Origin of the sequence: Streptomyces colonosanans (genome assembly GCF_001866645.1) — a bacterium.
GTDB classification, from domain to species: Bacteria; Actinomycetota; Actinomycetes; order Streptomycetales; family Streptomycetaceae; genus Streptomyces; species Streptomyces colonosanans.
Genome location: NZ_MLYP01000076.1, coordinates 1 through 16,028, shown reverse-complemented (window position 1 = coordinate 16,028; position 16,028 = coordinate 1). Strand labels below are relative to the sequence as shown.

Genomic DNA, 16,028 nt, shown 5'->3' with positions numbered 1-16,028 from the left:
AACTCTTGATCACAACTCAATACGCGCCCTAACCGTGCGTCCCGCCGAGGCAGCATCGGACGTGGTGGAAGACAGGGACATGAGGTCACCCACTGATCAGGAACAGGTCCTCGGCGTGCGCCGAGGAGCGGATACGGCTCTTGTCCGGGTGCGGCTTCAGGCCGACCGTGGCGAGCGCCGCTGTCAGCGCGTCGTACGCCTCGCCGGCCTCACGTCGACTGGAAGTGAACAGGCAGTAGTTGTCCGCGAACCGAACCACTGCGAAGTCCTGCACCTGAGAGTCGACCCGTGACAGGCGCAGATTGATGAGCATCGGGCTCAACCCGCACCCCGGCACGATCGGGTCAGGCAGCACATCAAGTGCGGTGCGGACCCGGGCCAGGAACGTGCCGTCGAAGACATGATCGGCCAGCCAGTCGATGACCTCCTCCGTAGTGGCGCCGGCCGATGCCCGCTGAACGTCGACGTCGACAACCCAGGTCCGGCCCCGGCCCAGCTGGGCCGCGGCCTGCCGTACAGAAGTGAGCCGGTTGCGGCCTCTCCTGAACCCCGAGACCCAAGGTGCCAGCGCTCTGACGTCCAGGACCGGTTCGAGGGCCCGGCGCATCGCGCGGTGAACCACGCGGTCGCGGACCGTGGGGATCACTGTGTCGATGTGCTTGCCGGTGTACGCGACGACGTGGGATGCCCGCAGCGGCCCGGGCTGCCAGGTTTCGTCGCGAAGCTGCTCGCCCAATTCCTCCAGCCGCTCGCGCAATCCGCTGCGGAATCCTGCCCAGCTGAGCCCGTCAGCCCCCGGGGACGAGCCCCGCCGCATGCACTCGCGTGCCGCACGCGTGAGGTGAATTGGCTGAATCAGGTACGGCATGAGCGAATGTGCTGTCACAGGTGGTGAGTTGGGCGCTACAGTGGAGGAAGCCTGGGTGGCTGGAACGATCCCGCCCTCCTTCGACGGGCCGCTTCCCAACACGCGCGGTCTTGGAGAGTCGGAACGACGGCCCCACCCAGGTGTCGTCATGTCAGCAGCCATGCTCCCCTCCCAACCGCGGCTCCTGACGCCGTGACGCCTCCAGCCCCCACGTGCCCGCGAGAGCCGCGAATGCCAGCAGACCAGTCGGCCTCGGACTGGTGGGGATGATCTGGGGCACCTTGAAGCCCCTGGCGCTGTGTGCGTGTTCAGATCTGGTCACTGGTCGACTCCTTTCAGCGCCACCCCGCGGAACAGCTGCCCCATGGGGTGGTCGAGGCTGAAACGTCCGCGGGTGACGGCAGAGGTGCTGACCGCACCGCTAGCACGGACGCCGCGCATGCTCATGCACGCGTGCTCGCCTCGCGCCACCACCGCGACGTCCGCGGCGCCGGTCACCTTGGCAAGGTCCTCCGCTATGCCGTTCACGATGCGTTCCTGGAGCTGCAGGCGGTGGCCGTGGGCCTGGGCGATTCTGACGATCTTCGACAGGCCCAGGACCTGGCCGGCCGGGCAGTAGGCGGCGGTGACGTCGAGCGTCATCGGCAGCAGATGGTGCTCGCACAGCGATGCCACGACAATGCCGGAGACGATCACGAGCTCCTCGCCGTCCGCGCTGGCTCGCTCGTGGGTGAAGAGCGTGTCCGTGCGGCCTGGGTCGTGCTCAAGGAACTCTGACCACCAGCGGGCCACCCGCCTGGGGGTGTCCTTCAGGCCATCTCGGTCGGGGTCCTCGCCGAGGGCGCTCAGCAACTGCCGGTACAGGTCAGCGATGTAGTCCTGGTCGATCGCAGGTCGGACGGTTGCGGCCTCGGGTACGAGGTCGGCAGGCATGCCGCCGGCCCCGCCGTTCGCCGCTTCTACGGTGTGGACTTGGGGCTCACCGGCCACGCTGATCACCCCACAGGAGGACATGCAGACGGGTACCGAGCCGCCAACCTCGCTCCATGACCGGCATGGCCAAGGTCCGCATCCCGTCCAAAACGGCCTCCGCGCTCGTGCCCTCCGGCATGACGAATATGGGAGTGAGCCCGTACGCCGCCTCGAGCGCAGCGATCTCGTCCAACTCGGCGGGATCCTGAACGACGAACTTCCAACGCGCCCGCCCGCTGCTGGCGAAGGCCCTCAGAGCGTCGGGAACGATGCGTTTCCGCTCCGGCATGCCGGATCCGAAACCGGACAGCTTGGGCGAGACGTTGAACCACGGTCCGGCCGCAACGAGTTCAAGAGGCGGGATGATGGTGCCGTTGGTTTCGATCTCCACGTCCCGGTCGGCTGCACGCAGCTCCTGGACCAGCGGCAGCACTCCCGGCTGAAGGAGCGGCTCGCCGCCAGTGACAACCACAAGCTTCTCCGGACGGCTCAGCGCCCAGTCGACAAGCTCGTCGATGTCGCGCCACGTCGACTCGGCCTGCAGATCGAAGCGCGTAGTGTCCCAGGTGTAGGGCGTGTCGCAGCCGGCTCCACGGCCTGCCGTCGCGGCACCAGTACCGCGGCAGGTGAGGTTGCAGAGCGAGAAACGGATGAAGGCCGCAGGGACACCAGTGCTGGTCCCTTCGCCCTGGACGGTATCGGCGAACGTCTCCGCGATCCTCAGGGTGCGGCGCCGGCGTGGCGTGCCAACAAGTTCAGCTGTCATTCCGGCCTCCCCTGGTACTCGCCCCAGGTGCTCTCCGTCTCGGACACCCGCACCGTGATGGGGCGCCCGTCGGAGTCGGTGACGTCCCGCTCGGTCAGCCAGCGTGCGAAGTAATCGGACAGGTGCTCGCAGGTGGGGTTGAAGTCGAGGACATCGTTGAGTACGCGGCCGTCGAGTTCTCCCGCGATGTAGTCCGCGAAGAACGGCGGCATGTCGGATGGAGCAGGCCATGCCGGTCCCTGGGCCGGGAGGGTGACACGGTAGGAGTGCCCGTGGCGCCGGCTGCACTGGTGTTTCGGCGGCAGGCCGTCGAGCCAGTGGGTGGCGCCGAAGTCCACCGCCGTGCGCGCAGGGATCGACGTCGGCCTGCCTGTGTGGATGCGGACGCTTTGGAGGACCGAAGCGGCCTCGGGTGGCAGATTGTCCCGGGCCCATGCGGTCAGATGCCGCGCGAGACCATCGTCGCTTGGGTCGGGGACGACACCGTTGAGTACCCGGTGGTCGAGTACGGCGTCGATGTGCTTCTTCACCGACGCCAGCACACCGAAGTCGACGACGAACCCAGGATTGGACAATGCTTCGGAGCCCAGCACGACCTCCGCGGTGAAGGAATGACCGTCAAGCCCGTCGGCCACCTCGCGGGTGGCCTCGAAGCGGAACAGCTTTCCGATACGCCACAGGCCGGTCATCGGGGTTCCCTCGCGGTCGCGTCCGTGTCCGCGTACTGGGTGGGATCCGCAATTCCTGCGAGCTGGAACGCCTCCCTGCGTTCCCAACAAGTCCCGCACGTGCCGCAGTGCAGGTCGCCGCCCTTGTAACACGACCACGTCTGCTCGAACGGCACACCCAGTTCGGCTGCCGCCGTCACGATCCCCGCCTTCGTGACGGTCAGGAACGGCGCCAGGAGCTGGAAGTCGTCGGTGAGGAAGCCGTCGTTGCCGACGCGGATCGTCCTGGTGAGCTGTTCCAGGAACTCGGGCCGGCAGTCGGGGTAGATGGCGTGGTCCCCGGCATGGGCGCCGAAGGCGACAGCGTCTGCCTTGGACGCGACAGCGACTCCCGCCGCCACAGACAGCATGATCGCGTTGCGGTTGGGGACCACCGTGATCTGCATGCTGTCGTCGCTGTAGGGGCCGTCCGGGACGGACACCGTCGTGTCGGTCAGCGCCGACCCTCCCAGGAGGCGTCCCAGCCCGTTCAGGTCGACGACATCATGCGACGCCCCGAGCTGCTCCGCGATGAGAGCGGCGTACTGCAGCTCCTTGCGGTGGCGCTGTCCGTAGTCGAACGACAACAAGCTCACGGTGGCGCCTTGCGACGCAAGTAAGTACGCCACGGCGGAGCTGTCTAATCCGCCGGAAGCAATCACGACCGCATGACGCGGCACATGTCCAGTCATCTCTCGTGAACCTTTCAAGTTTCCCCGGGGCCGTTTGGCGCCGGGTCGTGGAGTGAATCCGCCCAGGAGAAGGGGCGACAGTCGGATGAGGGCCGCTGCACAGGTAGTCGAGCGCTGTGCTGGAACCGCCCGGCCATCCCGCCCGCGGCTTCGGATGGCCGGGCGGTGGTCTAGGCGGTCAGTGCGAGGTCGTCCACGTTGACGACCTGGTAGTCCCGGAGCTCTCGGACGAGTTGGGACCCAAGGACCCAGCCGATCTGGGGATGGGTGTAAGGGAAGTGAGAGCCGGCGTCCGAAACGGCTCGGATGCCACCCGCTCCGTGCCACTGGTACGCCGTACCGATGACTCCGTAGATCGGGAATCGGGTGGCCAGGAGCGCGACGTGCCCTCTGCTCCGGAGGCGAGGACACCGCTTGGCCGCCACCCGGGCGTGCTCCAGACAGACCGGGGGCTGTGCCGTCCTTACTGGGCGGGTGAAGTCGAGATCGTCAAGTGTCTCCAGGAAGAGAACGCCGTCGGTCCGCTTTGTCTGGGCCGTGCACACCTGGCACCTGAGCAGCCCCATCATCACACGCTGGCGGACCGGGTTCACCAGTCGCCACTGCGGAGTGCCGGTGGGCATCTTGTCGGAACCGAGCGACTGGGAGTACCGGGCCCACAGGGTGCCGCGTAGGTCCCGGTCCGGCGGCTCTTCGTCCATGTACCCGAGTCGCGGCCGACCGTCTGGTCCCAGGCGCATACGCAGGTTGAGAAGGGAGTCCGCCTCCTCGCCCTCGCGGGCGGTGATGTAAGGGACGACCGGTTCATGGTTCACAAGGCGTCTCCGTGCCGAAGGGCCGTGACCAGGCGCTTGGCTGTGTCTAGCTCGAGCGCGCCGAGGGTGATGGTGGGGAGGTGGCCGCACTTCATGCAGTTGGGGTGGAGTTCGACGTCCATGAAGCCAGAGGTCGTGGCCTTTACTGCCTGATGGAGGCGGTCCATGACCTGTTCCGATTCGGGGTAGTCCGGGACTTCCGCGAGCTTCGTGAGTACGGGGGCGGCGCCGAGCAGGCTGCCGAGTGCGAGCGCTGCGTGCACGGTGGCGTCGCCGAGTCTTATGCGGAGACCGCGTACGACAGGTATGGGGAGTCCTGCGTCCAGGCCATGGGCGCGGAAGGCGGCGTGCAGAGCGCCTGCTGTATCGAAGTGCTCGCGCAAACCCTTGTGTAGACGGGCAGTCAGTGCGGCGGTATGAGTGCCATCCAGGCGTTCGAGGTGCATGACCGGGGGACCGCCGCGAGGGTGGGCCTCCACCTGGAGCAGTCCGTCGATGCCCACCTCGACCAGCACTTTTTGGAGGTCGTTGCCTATGGCGACAGCCTCCTCTTCGGCCGTGGAGAGGGGGCGCGCCGGGAACACTGTCTCGGGGGAGGCGCCCGATCCGGCGCGTAGCAGCGAGACCAGCGTGGCGGCACCGGTGCTGGTCAGGTACCTGATGCATACGACCGGGTCGTCGGCCAGTGCGTCCTCGTCCACTTCCGGATCAAAGCAGCCGATCCCTGCCGCCCCCAACGCACGGCGAAGGTCATCACACGCCACGACGGTTTCGTCGAAGGTGGGGCGGACCGTGGGCGGCGGGTCCTGCGCGCACATGACGCTCGTCCTCTCAGCTCAGGGTTGGAACGGAAAGTTGGGCCCTCTTCGGCCGCTACGAAGCCGTGGGGGAACACGAATCGGAGGTGACCGAAGAGGGAGTCTGGGGATGGCCTCGGAGGAACGCCGCGATAGCGTCCTCGCTGTAGCCGTAGAAGCGGCCACGGAGCGCGTCGTCCTCCCACCGCCGGGGAGCGGGATCTCCCCACTCGACCGTGTGGCAGGCGTCGTGGTCGGCGGACCAGCGGACACGGAGGTCCGGGAAGCCGGGTCGGCCAGCGAGGAGGTCCCGCGTCCCTACGGCCAGCGGCAGCAGATCGAATGACATGTACCCTCCGCGGCGTGCGCCTCCGGTCGGCACGGCGAGCAGGGGCGCACGGAAGATGCGGACCGCGACGGCATCGGCGAGGATCGCGGGCTCGGCGAGCCGAGCCCGAAAGGACTCGTAGTCGTACGCTTCCTCGGCGGGGCGGAGAGATATGGGTAAGGGACGTGTCGACCTCGTCGCGGTGGTCAGCATTCGACCAACTCCTTGAGCCCCAGCCTCCGCAGGAGTCCGAGCGCCTGCAAGGGGTAACCGGACTGCAGGACCGTGGTGTCGCCGCAGCGGGCGAGACGACTGGTGACGGCGGTGATTGTGGGCCGATTCACGCCAAACACCTGCTGCTCTCCTCCATGCCTGCACCGAAGGACGGGAGCGGGCCGTCGTCGTCATCGGAGACCTCGTCGAGCAGATCCGAGATGAGCGCGGCAAGGCGACGTACGTAGGCCGCATCGGTGATGAACCCGTCGACTTCTCCCTTGCTGTCAAGGCGAGTTGCGGCCCCGATCCGCTGTATGAGGGCCTTGTCCGGACACCCTTGGGCGCGTTGCAGGGCGTTGGTCACGAGCCGCCACAGGCAGCTTTGGAGGGGAGGGACGATCTTCTCTACCTCCTGCGGCTCCAACGGCGCAGCACCCCAACCGAGGATCCGGTCCAGGTAGTCGTCGATGCCGTCTTGGATGAAGGAGTCGTTCAACGCTCCCAGCAGGTCAAGCAGAGTCCTGCGGGCTGCCGGCCGTGCAGGCTCGACATTCATACCCTGGGTCGCTTCAACGTCCCGTACGGGCAGTCCGGAGTAAACAGTGCTCATAAGGTGGCGACCTCCTCGGAGGCCGGACCAATCTCAACCCAGACGTCCTTTCCCTTGTCGGTCGGTACAACACCCCACGCGTCGGCCGTCTCGCTCAACAAGAACATGCCGCGCCCGCTGTCGGAAAAGCAGTCCGGTTCGAGCACTACTGGAACTGTCGGCGTGTCATCGCTTACTACGATGCGTACGCCGGTGTCGGAAGTCTCCAGATGGAGGACGCACTCGTCGGAGTTCGCGTGTCTGCTCACGTTGGAAAGAAGTTCTGTCACGCACATGGCTGCCGGGTCGACCAACTCTCCCCAGCCCCAGTACCGCAAGTATGCGGTGACGATCCGCCGGACATCCCCGATGCGCTTCGGGTCGGCGGTCAGTCTTTGCTCGTAATGGCAGCTGCCCGTTCCCACGAGAGAGGTCATGAGCAACCCCTTCGGGGCAGCCGTGAAGTTGGCTCATCGAGCAAACGCCCTCCATCGGCGTCAGCAACGTTGAGTCCTGTCTGGTAAGGGCCGAGCATGGGTTGTCTGAAGCGTGGAAACATCATCGCTCAACTCGCAGAAGTCGTCGTCAGCATCGCCGTCTCCGTTGGCACCCAGGGGCGTGCGCGCAGCCCGGCTCATCGTGATTCACCTCGTCAGCCCACCGGTCTCAACGGATCGTGACAGCACGATCTAGAACCCCGTGATGTCTGCGATGGAAGCGGCAGTCTGGCCGAGCGGTGATGCCTTGACGAGTGCCTTAACGATGTCGTCTTGTGTCGTCCTGTGTCACATCGTTGTCATCTCACATCGCAAGCAGGACCTTCTGGGCAAGTGACCTGCCCTTGGCTGGCGGTTCCTTCTAGCGTGGATTCCAGACGAACGCCCGAGCCCAAGGAGCGCTATGGAACCGGAACCGCCTCTCTTCCAGATCCTGGTCAACCAAAAGGGCTGGCAGGAGTACGACGTCTTCAAGAGGCGGTACCAGGAAGCCGCGCGGGAACTGGCAGACCTGGAGGGGCCATCCTCCCTTGCGACCGCCCCACCGCCAGAGAAACGTCAGTTCGTCAGGTGGGTCCGCGGCGAGGTGAAGACGGCACCGCGCTCCGAGGCCCGGCGAGTCTTGCAGTTCATGTTCCCGGGAATCCCGCTCGGCCGCTTGTTCGCCCCTGCCTCGACGGCCGGCACTTCCCCCGACCTTCGTGGCCCGACAGAATCCAGCCTGGAAGGTCAGCTCGACTACGGTGCCGAGGATGTGGTGATGGCAGCCGCCAATGAGTCAGCACGGTTCGCTGCCAGAGCAGAGAGCAGCAACGTGGGCCCTCACACGATGGAGCAGCTGGAGGCAGATATCCGGCGGATCGTGACCACATATCCGAATCGCCCTGTTGGCCCGCTCTTCAGTGAAGTGCGCGCTCTTCGTGACCGGGCCTTCGAGTTCCTTGAGGGCCGCCAGCCACCCCAGTACACCCGAGACCTTTACGTGGCAGCAGGCGTGTTGTGTGGAGTCTTGGCCAACGCCAGCTTCGACCTTGGACGGTATGACGCAGCAGAGACTCAGGCCCGTACCGCTTTCATGTGCGGCGAACTCGCTGGCCACAACGGCCTGCGGGCATGGGTTCGAGGGCTCCAGGCATTGATCGCCTACTGGGACGGCCGACCCCATGACGCCGTACGCCTCTCCGAGGCCGGAGGCAACTTCACACCCGAGTACGGCACGGCCCATATCCGGTTGGCCAGCATCAAGGCGCGGGCCTACGGGCAACTCCAGCAGGCAAGCGACGCAATCGCTGCCCTGAACAGCGCCGACAACATGCGTAACGGGATGATCGCAGGGGACGATCTTCCTGGCGGCATGATGGCCTTCCCGGAGGAGAAGCAGCTCTTCTACGCGAGCAGCACGCACCTGTGGCTCGGAGGCGACCAGCACCTCAGCGACGCCGAGGCACGGGCTGACGAGGCAGTATGCATGTTCGAGGCTGCCCCTCCGGAGAGCCGTCGCTTGGGGGAGATGTCACTGGCACGCATGGACCTTGCTATGGCGCGCATGAACCGGGGCGATCTTGACGGCGCGGCTCTCCAGGTCTACGACGTGCTCGGCGTGAATGCGCGCCGCCGCACGGAGAGCGTCCGGAAGCGCCTGGGGCAGTTCGGCCGCCACCTTGCGTTGCATCCCGCACGATCCACGCCAGCGGCCATCGCCATGCGCGAAGCTATCGTCGCTCACCAGGAGCAGATCCCAGCCGAGCTTCCCCCTGGAGTAACGCAGTGACCACAGTGACCGTCCTTCACCCCGGTTCGATGGGGGCGGCGATCGCCGCCCAGACTGTCGGGGCCCGCCGCGTCCTGTGGGTTTCCGCCGGTCGTAGCGCGGCTACGGCTCAGCGCGCCAAGGACGCGGGCCTGACGGCCTGCGCCTCGCTCGAAGAAGCTCTCGGTGCGAGCGACGTTGTCCTCTCCATCTGTCCGCCGCATGCCGCCGAGGACGTTGCAACCCATGTCGCCAGACACGCCTTCACGGGCCTCTACATCGATGCCAACGCGATCAGCCCCCAGCGCATGAAACGGATCGCGAGCGAGATTCGCCCGGCCCCCGTCGTACTCGACGGGGCGATTTTCGGCCCTCCCCCCAGCGCAGAGCGGTCATGCCGTCTCTACGTAGCTGGTGACGGCCAAGCCGTTGAAGTCATGCACAACCTGTTCAAGGACTCTGCTGTGGAGGTGCGCAGCGCAGGCGAACGCGTCGGCTCTGCCTCGGCCCTCAAGGCGTCCTTCGCGGGCTTTCAGAAGGCCGCCCGCACACTGGCCGGCGTCTCACACGCCCTCGCTGATGCCCACGGCGTCGCCGACCTCCTCACGGAAGAGGCAAGGAGTATGCCGTCACAGATCCTCTCCGACCCGGAGTACTTGCCCAGCGTGGCCGCACGAGCCTGGCGATGGGGCCCTGAGATGCAGGAAGTCGCTGACACACTCAGGGAAGCAGGTCTCCCAACCGAGATGGCCGAGGCGGCAGCTTCGGTGATGGCGCGCTGGGAGAAGAACAAGGACCAATACGCGCTTCCTCTCGCCGACGTTCTCGCGCACCTACGACAAGGATTCTGACCCGGAAGGGCTGTGTCGGTCTCTCCCAGGTGTAAGCGCTGAGTCCTCTCGGTCTGTCAATCTCCTCGAACTGTGGAGATCTTCTATACGGCCAGCTCCGGGTTGAAGCCGGCCTGTTGGTCGTGCTCGTAGTCGATCGGGCTTCGGCGCCCGCACACGCTGTGTAGCCGGTGGGAGCCTATGCGGTCATGATCAAGCTGTTGGCGAGGGAGCGGGCTGAGGCCATCGCGTAACGGGATGAGGCGCTGGCCGCCTGAGACGCCGCGCTGGGCATCACTGCCTTGCCCACCATCCCGCCGCAGCAGAGGTATGCCCCTCCCGACCGGCGGACCCGCCGCCCTCTGCCGCCGCAGGGACGGCGGTGACGAACCATCGAAGCGGCATTCCCTCCGAGCGTGTGGGATCGGCGGTTCGCATGGCGAGTCGTGAGGCGGCTTCCCTAGGCTGCGGCGGCACGAAGGGGCGGTGGCTGGCGACCGCCCCGCGGCGATGGGTGCGGGAGTACAGGCGGACAGTTACGGCGGAAACGGCAAGTTGGTGCGGGATCGGATTCCTCAGATCATCCGCGAGAACAGGGCCAAACCGGGCTGGAAGTCGTTCGTGCGCTCGCCGCAGCCCTGGGGGTCGAGCCGGATCACCTGGAAAAGATCCGGGACGCCAAGGCGGGTGAGCGGGGCGGATTCGCGGACCGGATCGTCTGGACGGGCAACCGCTGACCCGCAGCCGTGCTAGCGATCAGTCGGTACATGACTTTGTGCACAACTGCGTACGCGGGTGGGGACGATCCCCGGTACGGGAGCGATGTCCAGCAGGTAGTGACCGGTGTCGCAGTCATCGAAGTCGATGATGTCGCCGGGTAGCGCGATCACGATTTCTCGGCGTAGATCGCAGTGGATGTGTCCGAGATCGCTGGGTTCGCCTTCCCGAACGGCTGGTGTGATCCGCTCGGCGACCTCCCGCAGTGCCTCCGTTCCCTTCTTCCCGTACCGGCCCGCTTCAAGCTGTACGGCCGGGACGGCGCCGCCCCCCACTTACATCAAGTCGAGCCGGCACCTACGTCTCCCGGCGGCCACATCCGAGACCAGCGAATCCAGGGCGGCGCACAGCTCCTCACACTGACCATGGACGCGGGTCTGACGCTGCCGATCTGGCACAGCGAGCGGGCGGCGGCCCGGGACAAGCTGACCCGACCCCGCGAGGACGTTGAGCTGGTCGATCTCGCGCTTGTAGTCGGCGACGTGGACGGCGGACAGGAGGGCGCCGTGTACCCGGTCCTCGGTGTCCCACTGGCGTCCGGTGATGGTGTGGAGCCGGGTGACGCTGTCGTTCAGGCGGCGGCGGTCCTTGTTCTGGAGCGTGACCATGGCACGGGCTAGGCCTGGGCACAGAACCAGTGGTGGGGAGTTTGGGGTCATCGGGGACTCCCATCTGTAAGTCCGGTACATGCGGTGAGTCGGGTGAGGCCGAAGTGGTTGTGCTGATGGACCGTGACCAGCCACTGGAATTCCTTCCACCGCGCGGCCAGCCGCACCAGATGGGTCGTCTTGCCCATGTTGTCAGGGCCGTTGAGACGGACAAAGTCCGGGACTCATACCATCGCTCATGCCTCGCGGATCGGCGTGCCGAGGACGGAGACGATCGCGTCCGTGTTCGCGGCGATGAACTCGGCGAGCTCCGGCGGCATCAGGTTCAGCTCTCGGACGGCCGCGGCGGTAAACGGCACCCGGACCACCTCGTACCCGCCCCGCTCGGGCTTGGCGAACTCCGTACCCGTGCGCGCGGCCAGGTCCATCGACTCCAGGCGCGCGGCGAAGATGTGCTGGATGCCCACGCCGCCCTCCAGCTCGTCGCTGATGAGGTGGACGAGTTCGGCGCGCTCCAGCTTGCCACCGATCTCCTCGAACACCTCGCGGCGTAGGGCTGCCTCGATGGTCGCGTCGTCCTCCTCGACACCCCCACCGACCGATACCCAGTACGGGTCCCTGCCCGGCTTGGTGCGCTTGATCAAGATCAGCTCGTCGCCGTCGAGGAGGATGGCGCGGGCGTTGCGCTTGACGATGTCGGACATGCCGTTTGCTCCTTCTGATCGTGATACACGAGAGAGAACGGACGGAGGACCGCTTGGTGGCGGTCACGCTTCCCCGGCTCGGTGGCCCTAGCATGCTGCAGGTCGGTGACGGTGCGTGGTGGCTGCTGGTGATGTTGTGTTCCACCATCTCGGTGAACGGCCCCTCCTGGGTGACACCGGCGAGATGGATGATTACAGAGCAGCCGGTGGCGGCTCTTTCCGCTGCCAACTGGTCACGCAGGTCGGTCTCGACGGCCTCGGCACCTGCGGGCGGTTGCTCGACCGGCGCACGGTCAAGTAGACGCAGCGGCATCCCCCAGGCCGACAGGCGGCTGCCGATGGTCCCGGCCGAGCCCGGCGTGCCGCCGCGCGTTCCCGGACCTGCGCCGACAGGCGGCCGAGGCCCGGGGCGGGCTGGCCGGTCAGCGCAGTGTGAAGGGCAAGCGTGCCACCGGCCCACAGTTCGAGGCCGTCGGGGCCAGAACGGGATGTGGCGCGAGGTTGGCTACCAGAGGGCTTGCACGAGATGTTCGAAATATGCCGAGTAACCGATTCGGTCAGTCCCCGCCTGGGGCGCCGCTAGTCTTGCGGCCACTTGTCAACTCGTTCTGGAATCGGCCGGGAAGAGATATATCGTGACTGTTCTTATCGCTGGGGGAGCCGGATACATCGGGAGCACCGTGACGTCGGCCTGCCTGGACGAGGGGATCACCCCGGTGATCCTCGACAGCCTTGTGAGAGGCCGCAGGGAGTTCACCGATGGCCGGATCTTCTACGAGGGCGACATCTGCGATGGATCGCTGATCGACCGGATCTTCTCCGAGCACCCGGACATCTCCGCGGTGGTGCACTGCGCGGCGCTGATCGTGGTTCCGGAGTCCGTCGAGGACCCGATCAGCTACTACGAAGCGAACGTCGGAAAGAGTCTGGACTTCGTCCGCCATGTCCGCAGGAACGGCTGCGACCGCCTCATCTTCAGCTCCTCGGCCTCCATCTACCAAGCTGACGACGGCTCCGCTGTCGACGAGGACTCCCCTCTGGGGCCACAGAGCCCGTACGCGCGGACGAAGGCCGTGTGCGAGGGGATGTTCGCGGACATCGCCGCGTCCGGACAGATGCGCGTGCTGTCGCTGCGCTACTTCAACCCCGTCGGGGCAGACCCGAAGATGCGTACCGGGCTTCAGCTCAAGCGGCCCAGCCACGCCCTGGGCAAGATGATCCAGGCGCACCAGGAGGGCACTGCCTTCCCCGTCACCGGAACCAACTACCCCACGCGCGACGGGACGGGAATCCGGGACTACGTGCACGTCTGGGACCTGGCCGCAGCCCACCTGGCGGCGATCGACCGATTCGACTCCCTCCTCACCACGTCGCAGACCTCGATGGCGATCAACCTGGGCACGGGCTCGGGTACCACCGTGCGAGAACTGTGCGCGGCCTTCAACCAGGTCGTCGACACGCCGCTTGCCACCGTCGACGCGGAGCCGCGGCTCGGTGACGTCGCCGGCGCCTACACCAAGAGCGACCGAGCCCAGCAACTTCTAGGATGGGCCTCGAAGTTCTCCCTTGAGGAGGGAATTCGGGCCTCTCTGGACTGGATCCCAGTGCGCGACGAGATGCTGAAGGACTGATCCCCTCGGAGGCTGTCACTGACGTGCAGCACCTCAGACAGGCACATCGTGCAGGGGTAATGGTCTGCACGGCCTGTGGATCGGGCTTGGTGGATCCACCACGACCCTCGAACTCCCGTCAGTAGGGTGACGAGGGAGTCGAAGCCAGCACGCCGGAACCATGGCTCCAGCTAGGCTGCGACAGCACCCGATGGAGGAGCCGTGGACATCGCGTCCGTCCAGAGGATCGCCTGGGAAACAAGACCCTCCAGGGCTTCAACCAGACGGATGTAGCCCTGAAGTTCGGACTCCTCACTGCTGAGATAGGCGAAGCCTTCACTGCTTGGCGCCAGGCCCTATGGTTGAGGAGAAGGACTTCGATGAAGCAGTGTGTCCGCGCCATCCTGATCGGTGATCATCGGGGGCGGCGTCGAGGCCAGCGACGCTACCCATGAGGACGCGCTCCTGCGCGAGGTCCGCGAGGAGATTGCGGGCGCGACTGAGCCTCAAACGAGAACCAGCGTGCCTGGGTACTGCTGGCCGGCCAGGTACGCCTGCATGTTGGCCACGATGCCGACGATGCGGTCCGGGCCCCAGGATGCGACGGCTGCGTTGACCGGAACGGCCGCGGTGACGAAGTTCAGGATGATGCTGTCGCGTAGCAGCAGGTACGGCTCGAGCAGCCGGTCGAAGTCGGCAGGCAGGGGCCGCACCTGGGTGTAGCCGGCCAGGTAGGCGCGGGCGAAGTTCTCGTAGGCGCCTGGTTCCTTTCGTGCGATGCGGTGGATGGACGAGAGGACGGTGGCGATGTCCAGCAGGTAGTGGCCGGTGCCGCAGTCGTCGAAGTCGATGATGCCGATGCCGCCGCTGGATAGCGCGATCATGTTTTCTCGGTGCAGATCGGCGTGGATGCGTCCGCGATCGCTGGGTCCACCTTCCCGAAGGGCCGGTGTGATCCGCTCGGCGACCTCCCGCAGCGCCTCGGTTCCCGCCTTTCCCAACTGCTGTTGTGCGTGCTGGTCGCTCAGTGCGTGGCCCTTGTTGAGGATGGACTCGGCATCCCAGGTTGGCCGGTCGAATTGGGGGAGTGCCACCGTGGCCGCGTTCTGGTGGAGGTGGGCGGTTGCGCTGCCCATCTGCTCGGCCACACCGGGCTGCTGGTAGGGAGGCTCCGCGGCTCCCGGAAGCCAGTGCAGGAGGGCAAGGGTGCACGGTTCGTCATGGCCTGGTACCTCGACAGGGACCACAGAGCGGCCGTCGCTGGTGGTGACGGGGCTGGGAACAGCGACGGTGCGGGACTCGGCCAAGCTCTCCAGCCACCGCATCTCGCTTTGCTGCTGGTGGGCTGGACGGCCGTCGCGCACGGACAGGCGTGCGACGAACGAGTCGCGTCCGGGGGAGGTAACACGCCAGACGGCGTTGTCCTCGTACTGCTGAACCTCCATCTGCAGGGCCGCACCAACGAGTCCGTAGTGCTCGGTCAGCGTGACCCGCGCCTGCTCTTCCAGGAGGGCGAGTTGTGCGGGGTGGGATAGGTGAGGGAAGGACACGGTGGGCACGGGCTACCTCGGTGGTCGTAGTCGGGTAGGAGCGTAGTGAAGGCCGGCCTGGTGCCTGCCGGATCGGCGTGGAGAACACCGGTTCGGGTGAGTGCTCGGTTCGGCGCTGATCAGATCGGCAGTTCAACTACCTGAATGGGTCGTGCTTTGGCAGGCCCGTTCTGTTGCGGCCCCGCATCTCCAACGTCTCCTCGAAGGCTTGGGAGCAGGGGCGATCGGCCACGCCCACCAGCCACACCGCACGGTCGCCACACCGTCGGCGGTGGCCGCAGAGGATCCCGCGGCGGCGCAGGTTCACGTCGGCTACCGTGCTCTCCATCACGGAGAGGGCGCAGGCCTCCTCCTCGCTGTCACCTCCCTGCTCGCCGCCCTCACCGCACCCTGGACAAACCCCCGCAGCACCAACCACCACGCGACCCGCCCCAACTGACGTCCGCCCCACACTGAAACCGCTCGCGACACAGCTTCTTGACAGGTGGCGACGTGGGCTGGGCGCCGTCCGTAGGGCGCCTCATTCGCAACCGCCAGATCGCCGAAACCCAGTACGACAGGTACCTCGAACTGGTCGACCAGCAGCACCGACAGGCCCTGTACTGCCACGATTCAGCTGGTCCTCCGTGGCAGCCACGCGGCGGGCACGGCTGCCACCCCGCCCGACAGCTGTTCGCCCCTGGGCGTCAGTGCAGCTGATTTGGGGACCAGTTGGGGACCACACGGTGTGGGCGATGGTGAACGGCATGACCTTCCACGCACAACTCACGCCCAGATTAAGTCGATTATGTCCTGAAAATTCCCCTGACCCTCACTCCTGGGGGTCAAGGGGTCGCAGGTTCAAATCCTGTCGTCCCGACAGCGATGTCGGAAATTTTCGCAGGTCAGGGGCTCTCTTTGGAGGGCCCCTGATGCGTTGGTGGGAGCGGGCTGGGAGCCCTCTTCCGCTCCC

The 16,028-nt window shown here is 66.3% G+C and carries 19 protein-coding genes; 4 read left to right on the top strand and 15 right to left on the bottom strand.

Translation table 11 applies throughout. The features are described from left to right. Positions 1–85: 85 nt before the first annotated feature. The 11 genes from BIV24_RS26570 to BIV24_RS26525 all read right to left on the bottom strand — a co-directional run bounded on the left by BIV24_RS26570 (position 86) and on the right by BIV24_RS26525 (position 7,187). Entirely contained in the window at positions 86–757 is a 672-nt protein-coding gene (locus tag BIV24_RS26570; protein WP_218149340.1) for a reverse transcriptase domain-containing protein, read from the bottom strand. 429 nt (positions 758–1,186) lie between these two features. Continuing rightward, positions 1,187–1,858 carry a GTP cyclohydrolase I gene (folE, locus tag BIV24_RS26565; protein WP_245766949.1) on the bottom strand — a complete coding sequence of 224 codons (672 nt, stop codon included), beginning with the start codon at positions 1,856–1,858 and terminating at the stop codon, positions 1,187–1,189. Continuing rightward, positions 1,848–2,606 (bottom strand): 7-carboxy-7-deazaguanine synthase QueE, encoded by a 759-nt coding sequence (locus tag BIV24_RS26560; protein ID WP_071368993.1) that lies wholly within the window; start codon positions 2,604–2,606, stop codon positions 1,848–1,850. Before BIV24_RS26560 ends, folE begins: the two co-directional genes overlap by 11 nt. Next, positions 2,603–3,295, bottom strand: a complete 693-nt coding sequence (locus BIV24_RS26555) for a 6-pyruvoyl trahydropterin synthase family protein (protein ID WP_071368992.1) — start codon at positions 3,293–3,295, stop codon at positions 2,603–2,605. Before BIV24_RS26555 ends, BIV24_RS26560 begins: the two co-directional genes overlap by 4 nt. Next, positions 3,292–4,005, bottom strand: coding sequence for a 7-cyano-7-deazaguanine synthase QueC (gene queC, locus BIV24_RS26550; protein ID WP_071368991.1), 714 nt, complete (start codon positions 4,003–4,005; stop codon positions 3,292–3,294). The genes BIV24_RS26555 and queC overlap by 4 nt, the downstream gene beginning before the upstream one ends. A gap of 170 nt (positions 4,006–4,175) precedes the next feature. Next, entirely contained in the window at positions 4,176–4,820 is a 645-nt protein-coding gene (locus BIV24_RS26545; protein ID WP_071368990.1) for a hypothetical protein, read from the bottom strand. After that, the gene (locus tag BIV24_RS26540) at positions 4,817–5,638 is read right to left on the bottom strand and encodes a hypothetical protein (protein WP_071368989.1); all 822 of its coding nucleotides are present in this window, start codon (positions 5,636–5,638) and stop codon (positions 4,817–4,819) included. The genes BIV24_RS26545 and BIV24_RS26540 overlap by 4 nt, the downstream gene beginning before the upstream one ends. A 55-nt stretch (positions 5,639–5,693) precedes the next feature. Then, on the bottom strand, positions 5,694–6,158 hold the full coding sequence (locus BIV24_RS26535; RefSeq protein WP_071368988.1) for a DUF6302 family protein: 465 nt from the start codon (positions 6,156–6,158) through the stop codon (positions 5,694–5,696). Then, the gene (locus BIV24_RS34590) at positions 6,152–6,289 is read right to left on the bottom strand and encodes a hypothetical protein (protein ID WP_177198828.1); all 138 of its coding nucleotides are present in this window, start codon (positions 6,287–6,289) and stop codon (positions 6,152–6,154) included. The genes BIV24_RS26535 and BIV24_RS34590 overlap by 7 nt, the downstream gene beginning before the upstream one ends. Beyond that, complete coding sequence (locus BIV24_RS26530; RefSeq protein WP_071368987.1) at positions 6,286–6,771, bottom strand: DUF6415 family natural product biosynthesis protein; 486 nt, start codon at positions 6,769–6,771, stop codon at positions 6,286–6,288. The genes BIV24_RS34590 and BIV24_RS26530 overlap by 4 nt, the downstream gene beginning before the upstream one ends. Continuing rightward, positions 6,768–7,187, bottom strand: coding sequence for an ATP-binding protein (locus BIV24_RS26525; protein WP_071368986.1), 420 nt, complete (start codon positions 7,185–7,187; stop codon positions 6,768–6,770). The genes BIV24_RS26530 and BIV24_RS26525 overlap by 4 nt, the downstream gene beginning before the upstream one ends. A gap of 463 nt (positions 7,188–7,650) precedes the next feature. On the opposite strand from BIV24_RS26525, the gene BIV24_RS26520 reads away from it, so the two are divergent. After that, positions 7,651–9,018, top strand: coding sequence for an NsdA family TPR-like regulatory protein (locus BIV24_RS26520; RefSeq protein ID WP_071368985.1), 1,368 nt, complete (start codon positions 7,651–7,653; stop codon positions 9,016–9,018). Continuing rightward, on the top strand, positions 9,015–9,848 hold the full coding sequence (locus BIV24_RS26515; RefSeq protein ID WP_071368984.1) for a DUF1932 domain-containing protein: 834 nt from the start codon (positions 9,015–9,017) through the stop codon (positions 9,846–9,848). Before BIV24_RS26520 ends, BIV24_RS26515 begins: the two co-directional genes overlap by 4 nt. Before the next feature lie 728 nt (positions 9,849–10,576). Here BIV24_RS26515 and BIV24_RS26510 read toward each other — a convergent pair. From BIV24_RS26510 to BIV24_RS26500, 3 genes are all read right to left on the bottom strand, one after another. Then, positions 10,577–10,879, bottom strand: coding sequence for a phosphotransferase (locus BIV24_RS26510; RefSeq protein WP_071368983.1), 303 nt, complete (start codon positions 10,877–10,879; stop codon positions 10,577–10,579). Next, positions 10,880–11,263, bottom strand: coding sequence for a DUF4254 domain-containing protein (locus BIV24_RS26505; RefSeq protein WP_143064668.1), 384 nt, complete (start codon positions 11,261–11,263; stop codon positions 10,880–10,882). It lies immediately after the preceding gene. Between the two features lie 185 nt (positions 11,264–11,448). Further along, complete coding sequence (locus BIV24_RS26500; RefSeq protein WP_071368981.1) at positions 11,449–11,916, bottom strand: NUDIX hydrolase; 468 nt, start codon at positions 11,914–11,916, stop codon at positions 11,449–11,451. 635 nt (positions 11,917–12,551) lie between these two features. Here BIV24_RS26500 and galE point away from each other — a divergent pair. Continuing rightward, a complete protein-coding gene (gene galE / locus BIV24_RS26495; protein ID WP_071368980.1) occupies positions 12,552–13,547 on the top strand; it encodes a UDP-glucose 4-epimerase GalE in 996 nt (331 codons plus the stop codon). 485 nt (positions 13,548–14,032) lie between these two features. Here galE and BIV24_RS26490 read toward each other — a convergent pair whose 3' ends face one another. Then, the gene (locus BIV24_RS26490; RefSeq protein ID WP_071368979.1) at positions 14,033–15,085 is read right to left on the bottom strand and encodes a phosphotransferase enzyme family protein; all 1,053 of its coding nucleotides are present in this window, start codon (positions 15,083–15,085) and stop codon (positions 14,033–14,035) included. Between the two features lie 199 nt (positions 15,086–15,284). Between BIV24_RS26490 and BIV24_RS33980 the strand changes: the two genes are divergently transcribed. Further along, a complete protein-coding gene (locus BIV24_RS33980; RefSeq protein WP_143064667.1) occupies positions 15,285–15,515 on the top strand; it encodes a hypothetical protein in 231 nt (76 codons plus the stop codon). The last annotated feature ends 513 nt before the right edge of the window (positions 15,516–16,028 follow it).